This window comes from Hungatella hathewayi WAL-18680 (assembly GCF_000235505.1).
GTDB classification, from domain to species: Bacteria; Bacillota; Clostridia; order Lachnospirales; family Lachnospiraceae; genus Hungatella_A; species Hungatella_A hathewayi_A.
In genome coordinates this window covers 119,380-127,590 of record NZ_JH379029.1, presented here as the reverse complement: position 1 = coordinate 127,590, position 8,211 = coordinate 119,380, and the positions used below count along the sequence as shown (strand labels likewise).

Annotated in this window: 3 protein-coding genes; all 3 read left to right on the top strand. The window is 49.8% G+C overall.

Going from position 1 to position 8,211, the window contains the following annotated elements; translation table 11 throughout:
- Positions 1–85 precede the first annotated feature (85 nt).
- The 3 genes from lepB to HMPREF9473_RS21390 are packed head-to-tail and all read left to right on the top strand — an operon-like array spanning position 86 to position 8,208.
- Positions 86–868 carry a signal peptidase I gene (gene lepB / locus HMPREF9473_RS21400; RefSeq protein ID WP_006782304.1) on the top strand — a complete coding sequence of 261 codons (783 nt, stop codon included), beginning with the start codon at positions 86–88 and terminating at the stop codon, positions 866–868.
- A gap of 1 nt (position 869) precedes the next feature.
- Positions 870–2,954, top strand: coding sequence for a ZmpA/ZmpB/ZmpC family metallo-endopeptidase-related protein (locus HMPREF9473_RS21395; RefSeq protein WP_006782303.1), 2,085 nt, complete (start codon positions 870–872; stop codon positions 2,952–2,954).
- Between the two features lie 49 nt (positions 2,955–3,003).
- A complete protein-coding gene (locus HMPREF9473_RS21390; RefSeq protein ID WP_006782302.1) occupies positions 3,004–8,208 on the top strand; it encodes a hypothetical protein in 5,205 nt (1,734 codons plus the stop codon).
- Positions 8,209–8,211: the final 3 nt, after the last annotated feature.

Genomic DNA, 8,211 nt, shown 5'->3' with positions numbered 1-8,211 from the left:
TTTCGCCCTGGTCTGGGAAAATAATCAAGGAAGACACCCTGTAATGCTAATTACCGGGTAAACCCTGAAAGGAAGGTGCCAATCCGTGGAAACGTCCGGATACAGGGGCAGGTCCCGCAGGCAGGAGCCGAAAGCGAAACGAAAAAAAGAACGAAAAATGTCTCATTTTCAGACAGTCCGTTTCGGAGGATTTGATGAAAACCAGATGATCTGTTACCTGTGGGATATTGTAAAAACCGTGGAGGCGGCACAGAATGCGGAACATGGCCGTGAAACGGAACGTCTTATCAAACTTGGAAAACAGATGCGGAGCCAGATTCGTGTGGAAATCCGTCGCTATTTTGTGAGACGAAGGCGCAGAAATGTGAAGATGGCTTTGGGAGCTACCGCCGTGATTCTCTGTATTGCGGCCGTATTTGGATTCCTGATCGGAGTAGACCGGGTATCGGGCGACTCCATGTATCCGTATTTGAACCACGGTGACTGGATTGTGTATAGCCGGATAGGCACGGAATACCGGAGAAATGAAGTTGTTGTGTTTAGAAAAAACGGGGAATGTATGGTAAAGAGAATTGCCGGACAGCCGGGAGACCGGGTGGAAATCAGCCAGTCAGGGAGTCGTGTAGTGGTGAATGGAGCACAGAGTCAGGAAGGCTATGTGGCGTTGCCGGAAACATTTTCAGGGGATGGAAATGAGAAAAATTCCGGAGAGATGGGAGCGGTCCGGATTGTGATGGACGGGCAATATCTGGTGCTTGGTGATAACCGCAGCGTGTCAATCGACAGCCGTGACAGCAGTATAGGGACAGTGCCATCCAGGGAAATACTGGGGAGAGTGATTCTGATAATCAGGAGGAATGGAGGATAAGATGAGCCGCTTTATATTACATACGAAAACAGGAAAGAGTGAATATCTGAAGTATCTCGCAACAGGGATTGTCTGTTTGTTCCTGGCGGTGGCTGTTGGCTATACTGCTCACAGTATAGGAACCGCCCGGGCTAAAAGCAGGGAACTGGTACTGCTCTATACGGAGGAGGAATTTGCCCAGTACTTGTTAGACACGGAGAGTGAGGAATATAACCTGAACGGTAGATACCAGTTGGAGGAGGACCTGGATTTAAGCTGGCTGGAGTATTCGGTTGGGACAAACGTGGAACCATTTACCGGAAAATTGGACGGGAACGGCCATGTGATAAGCGGCCTTGGCAGACCTCTGTTTGGGGTGATGGAGAATGCGGAGATAGAGAATCTGTTTTTGAGCCGTGTAGAGATTTTGAGTCCGTTTACGTATTCCGATGAGGAGCGTTACGTGGATGGATATGGGGCATTGGCAGCCTATGTCATAGATTCCCGGATTACAAACTGCGGAATGAATGGGGAGATATATACGGCAAGTCCATCGGAAGCGGAATACCTGTTGGAGAAAGCAAGTCCGCCGGAGACAGAAGAGCGGAAGGGTCCGGGAATGTTGGAGAGTACCACCACTTCAGAATCCTCAAAAGAGATTGGCCCTGGTCTTACGGAGGAAGGGACAACCGAAGGAGAAGCAGAGAAAGAGACAGGCCCCGGGTACGAAACAGAGTTTGGAGAAAGTGTTGAATCGGAGAGCAGTTACGTAAAAGAAAGCAGTATGGACGGAGAGACAGGCACTTTGGCTGAGAACAATACTGAAGGAGAAACCAATAGTGACGAAAACGGTGGTACCGGAGAAACGAATTATAATGAAGGAAACAGCGGCACCGCAGAAACGGACGACACTGGGGAAAACACTAATTCTGAAATAGGTGGCAGTCCTGGTGGAGAAAGCGGCAATCAGGAATCAGATGGAGCAGAAGAACCAGCTGACAATGGAACGCCAGACAGCCCAGGAGAAGAGAACAACACTGCGGCCAACACAGAGTCTTCTGATAATAGCGCCACAGATAATACCGTGGCAGACCAGAACGAGACCAATGAATCATTCCCGGAAGCCGGTGGGACAACTGGCGGTACGGAAGATACGCCGATAAGCATTTCGGAAACAGTTGGTTACCGGGCCACCAGCCGACACCAGCTGATGTTAAAACTCCCCGTCATGGTAGATGCCGATACCGAGTCCATCCAGATGGCCACTCCATCCGAAGCCACTCCATCTGATGCCGGAGAGCCAAATTATCCAAATAATGGGGGCAGCATGGAAGCCATATGCCCAGAGGAGTCCATAGAATATATCGGCAACCCCAATGGCGATGTTTACATCCTTGTAACAGCCAGGCGAGTGACAGCCGGAGGCCTCATCGCCCAGACAGCCGGAGAGACCCGGATATCCAACAGCTTCACACTGGCGACTATCAGTTCGGCGCTTGGAGATATGGAAACATATACGGGAGGTTTTGTAGGAATCACGGGGCAGGCCACCCATATCGAAAATAGCTATGCTTCCGGTCTAGCCGACAGCGATGACATCACCGGAGGATTCACCTCCGTCAACAACGGAATCATCCAAAACAGCTATTCCGCTATGATAATCGGAGAGTCCGGAACTGTCCGAGCGGCATTTTGTGCATCAGGGAATGGGCAGCTGAACAATTGTATGTATGACATCCAGATGGCCTGTACCGACGATGCGACAGCATTTACGGAAGAGACATCGGGAGAATTCAATTTAAAAGGACTGAGTACCAGCCGCATGACAGGAATGGATACCGAAATTCCAGGAACCTGGTACCTGACAGAACATGGATATCCACAGATAGAATATTTTGCGATGAGCAGCCAGGAGGAAATTGTATCAGCCTCAAAGGTATCCGCCATCGCCCTGTCTCTGCCGGAGGAACTTTCCCTGGCAGATGCGGTAAATGACGGAGACATTATCCTTCCGGCAGAAATTGATGGACAGATAATATCATGGGAAGCGGATGGCAGTATCCGCATTGATGAAAACAACCAGATACTCGTAGAAAATGAATACTAAACTGATAAAAAGTGCAGCAATCAGATAACAAAATGTGGGAGGAAGCAGCATGAGGAAGGAACGGATAAAACATAATTGGAATCGCATGGCGGTATGTCTGCTTTTGTCGGTTCTCATCATGCCGGGAATAAAACCATTTGTTGCCGTTGCGGAAGAAAATCAGGCGGAGGAGATTTCCACAGATTCTGAGCCATCCTCATTGGAAAAACAGCAGCCACAGATAGAAGCCGGTTCTGTCACAGCCACAGTAGGTAATGTATCCCGTACCGTATCGCTCAAAGTAACTCCTAGGGAGAATGTAATATATAACGATTGGGCCGGTGTGGGAGCCGCACAGACGGAGGAAGGCTTGAAATCCGCCGGGGCGCTGGCTGGGAGCGGTACGGCGGGTGACCCGTGGAAGATAGGAAAGCCAGAGGCACTGGCCTGGTTTATGGTGAAGGTAAACGCCGGGGACCTGTCGAAAGACTATCAGAATGTACTTCTTACGGCAGACATCAGCCTTCGGGGAGACGGATTTGGCGGTAGTACCGACGTACCACTGGAATGGGTTCCGATATCCTTATATTCAGGGACCTTTGACGGAGGAAATTATGAGATTGATTATCTGTGCGGAGAGGGAGCTGACAAAGAGCTGGGACTGATTAATACAATGATAAATGCCGTTATTGAAAATGTTCATATTGGTGCTAATAGTGTGCTGGACGGTAATATAGCTGCTGGTATTGCTTCGCATGCAGGTGGAGGAGTAAGTACGATAACAAATTGTTCTAATAAGGGAGCAATGAGAGGAATTAATCGAAGCGGTGGTATGGTAGGCCAGGTGGACGGGGGCGGATTGTTAAATTTAAGCAGGTGCTGGAATGAAGGGAAAATTGTTATCAGGAGTACCGGAATAGGAGGAGGGCTTGTAGGGTGGTACCTCAGCACAAGCGGTAATGGAAGTGTGATTACTGACTGTTATAACAAAGGTGAAGTTGTGAACGATTCGAGTGAGGCGTCAGGTGTTTCCGGTATCGCAGGTCAGTTTTTATTTGGTCATGACCATGTTCGTATTATGAATTGTTATAACGTAGGAATTATGAGCGGAGATGGTGTAAAAAGCAGTATTACGACTGTCAATGAGTCTAGCCAATTATCCAATTGTTTTTACTACTCAGAAGATGGCCATGACAATACAGCACCGTATGACGGAGCCCAAATGCTTACTGAAACCCAGTTAAAATCCTGGGCCTTGGCCTATGCATTAAATGGTCAGAACATGGATGGCCCATGGAAATATACCGAGGGAGAATATCCCGGTTTCGGAAGTCTCAAAAGACCGGACAGCTGGCAGGTAGTAGGACAGGGCGGCCTTGATGGGTTGGTAAAAGCCGGTGTACTTGGAGAAGAGGACGGCAGTTTAAGCGCCCCATACAAGCTGGGCACTCCTGAACAGCTGGCAGCATTTATGGTAAAAGTAAATACAGACAATCCGGACATCTGCGGCATATTGTTAAAGGACATAAACCTGATTGGCGAGCGGTACGGAGGAAGCATGACATCCCCTATTCCGTGGGAGCCAATCGGCACGGCCGCCAGCATTTACAAAGGAACACTGGATGGCAATGGAAAGGTAATCGGCGGTATGTCCGTAGTGAAAGATGGGCATGCCGGTCTGTTTGGCTGTGCCGGGGGTGGAGCCGTCATCAAAGGACTTGGTCTGTATTCCAACTGCAGTGTGACATCATCCGGCATAACCGACAGTGGTGGAGTGGCGGCCTTTGTGGGAACTGTGAAAAGTGATGGCACTTCAAACACCCAGATTACCATTCAAAATTGTTATAATCGTGGTTCTGTCACAGGAACTACCGGCAGGACCGGTGCATTTATCGGTCATTTTGAAGGCACGGTCGGAGGCGGGGGACAGAAGATATCCAACTGTTACACGACGGGACACATTACAGCAGAATCCGGAACTCCGGGAGTTATTGCAGGCACCTTCACCAATGGGGGCGGTGGAACTATTGACTATTGCTATTGGAATATAAACACCAGCGGTTCGCCCAGTCTGACGGCGGTGGGAAGCGGCAATGGGGGAACGGTGAAAGAATGTGCCGGTATGACCACAGCAGATATGAGTACGGTTACTGCCGAGAGCAGTGGCGGTCTGTTGGAAAAACTGAATACGGGAGTAGGCGGCGGAGGCTGGCAGAGAAGCGCCGAGCGAAATGATGGATATCCCATCTATACGGTCAGCAAGGTAAAAGTGAATTGGGCTGATATCGGTGCGGTGGCGACGGCGCCCTCTTGCTCCAAACCGTCATCTCCTGAAACCGCAGGGACTTTGGCGAACCCATACAGTATCTGGACAGCGGAGGATTTGGCATGGTTTGCTTATCAGGTCAATAGTGGAAATCCAGCCCTCTGTGCCGAATTAAAAGCAGACATCAATCTGTTTGGTGGTCTCTATACCGGTTTTGACTATGATTTGGGAGATGCAGACATCACGTCAAAAGCTCTTCCCTGGATTTGCATAGGCAGTGAGGATAGTGGAATCTGTTATACAGGGACGTTCAACGGAAATGGACATACGGTTTCCAGAATGATGACTAAAGATGGAGAGAAGCTGGGATTGTTTGGAGTGCTGGGAGACGGGGCCAAAATCTCTGGTTTGACAGTAGCCGACAGCCGCCTGGATGCATCAGGTCTGGGTTACATAGGTGGAATTGCCGGATTTATCAGTGGGAATAACGTGATAGTCAGCTTTTGTGGAATTACGGGCAGTCTCGCTGGTAACGGAGCGAATTTTGGAGGAATTGTGGGCGGAACGGAAAGCAGCAGCAGCCTGGTGATTGAAGGCTGTTATAATGCGAAAGATGCAGAGGTTACTGCCGACACGGGCACTGGCAGCAGCACAGGAGGAATTCTGGGAAAAAGCTCGTCTTCAAATGAAGTGACCATAAGAAACTGTTATAACCAGGGAAGTGTGAAGGGATACGGTAATGTTGGAGGAATTGTCGGAGAAACCGTTACGGGCAAGATAAGGATAACCGGGTGCTATAACGCTGGTCCGGTGGAGAGCAGCGGCGTGAAGTGCTCCATTGCTGGAACTGGTGACGTGGCAGGCGCCCTCATAACAGACTGTCTGGTGGATAAAAACTGCTACTACGGAACAGTTAATGGTATTGCGGTAGAATCAGCGGCCCTGGGAACCTGGGGTGCGGCCTGGCGGTTAAACGGAAGCAGTTTCAGACAATTGACCGGTAACTCCTGGACTTATGTGGCAGGAAACAGTTATCCGGTGCTGGATACCGGTATGTTAACATCGGCGGAAAGTTGGGAGGCGGTAGGCGAAGCATTGGAGTATGGCCTCATAAAAGATATGGAAACTCCGTCCGGAGATGGAAATACAGACCCTTATGAGATAACAACGGCGGAACAGCTGGCTTGGTTTGCTTATCAGGTTAATGTAGCCGGAAAGTCAGGAGTCAAAGCGGTTCTTGTCAGGGATATTGATATGAAGACAACAGAGAGCCATTACCAGCCTGCCGGACGATTGAGTTGGATGCCTATCGGGAAAGATGGGGCGTTAGCTTATATTGGAACATTTGTAAGCCAAAACTTGTCCGATACTGCTGATACCAGGAGAATATATCAGATTCAGAACCTGTATGTCAATACCACTGGCACAGCCGGATTATTTGGAACCGCAGCCGGGGCAACTGTTTCCAGAGTAGGAGTAGCTAATGCGGTGATTACGGGAAATAATGCAGGTGGAATTGTTGGAAATGCCAGCGGAGCGACAACGATTGCCCAGTGTTATAACCGGAGTGAAAACAGTGAAAGTGGCGATGGCAAGGGGAGTGTGACAGCTGGCGGAAACGCCGGAGGAATCGTGGGACAGACAACAGCCGGCGTGACAGTCCGGGACTGTTATAACCTGAAAACTGTGATAGCAGGAACTGGTGCCTCCTCCCGCGCCGGAGGAATCGTCGGAAGTGGAGAGGCAGGAACCATACGCAACAGTTATAACGCCTGCGGTTTGACTGGGAGTATTACGGTATCCGGCACAGGCATGGCCGGGGCTGTGAATGGGAATCCAGGAACAGGAAGCGGGATGAACCGGTGTTACAGTGATACCGGATGGAAGGGCGGCCTTGTGTCTATGGCGGACAGCAATTTTGTCAGCCAGCTGTCTTCCACAGGAAATACACAGATAAAAGAGCAGACGACAGGGCTGAACACTGTAGGAGACAAGGTCAATACGTTGGAAGACCGTATATGGTATACCAGTCTGACAGCAGAGGCCACAAAGGGATACCCAACGCTTGAACCGCCGGTAATGATAAATGCAGGGGAAGCAGTGCCTGTGGATGATGCGGATGGAGCTGCCGGAGTGTTATTAAATTTTGGAGTCACTGGCAGCATAGTAGATGCAAAGTTTCGCTATGCCAGTCAGGAAACAGCCAGCAGTGAGCTGGTAATCCTGACAGAATGGAAGACAGAATACTATAACAGCTTTGGAACCACAAGCGCTAACGGAAAAGTAGGTCTGTCCGGCGCAGCAGGAAGCACGGAAACAATGCTGGACCCGGCAAAGATGTCGCTGGAAAATCCGTCTCAGAGCCTCGGGACAATCAGCAGCTTGAAACTATATACAGGGGCCGCCTACACCTATCCAACATCCAGGGACATGTTGGTGGAACTGTCCTCCAATACCACCCGTTATGAAATCCGCTTCACTATCAAGGGAGTAACTGGAAAAAGTCTAATCGTGGATTTACCTGCCGATGTGACTATGGAAGAACTGCTGCCTGGAGGCGCCGAGGATACCGCATACAGTGTGAGCGATGTGGCTATGAAAAACAGCCATGCCTATCCGATGGAAGCAAATATCGTCAAAGTGACACCCATCAGTGAAACCGACAGAACCGGTTATCGTGCCCTGAAGCCAATCGCCAAAAATGTTTCTTATGCAGGCGGCCAAATTTACGACTCAGGAGTCAAACTGGGAATCACAAATCCGAAGACGGGAACCGGAGTCATCGGTGAAGATTTGTATTATAATCCGGATGCGGCAGGAGATGCGAATCCCTGGATGAAATGCCAGCTGAAAGCAGGAGGCACCCTTTCGTACCGCTATTTCCTGAAATACCAGTCGGACCCATACTATGACAGCGGGCATCCAAACTTCGGATTCACTATCAGTTACCAATTCAGAGTTATGGCGGATGATTATAGTGCGTCAACCGATGCTGTGGTATTCCAGTAGAGG

Coding starts and splice junctions, on each gene's coding strand:
- HMPREF9473_RS21395 (WP_006782303.1), top strand. CDS start 870: ATGAGCCGCTTTATATTACATACGAAAACAGGAAAGAGTGAATATCTG.
- HMPREF9473_RS21390 (WP_006782302.1), top strand. CDS start 3,004: ATGAGGAAGGAACGGATAAAACATAATTGGAATCGCATGGCGGTATGT.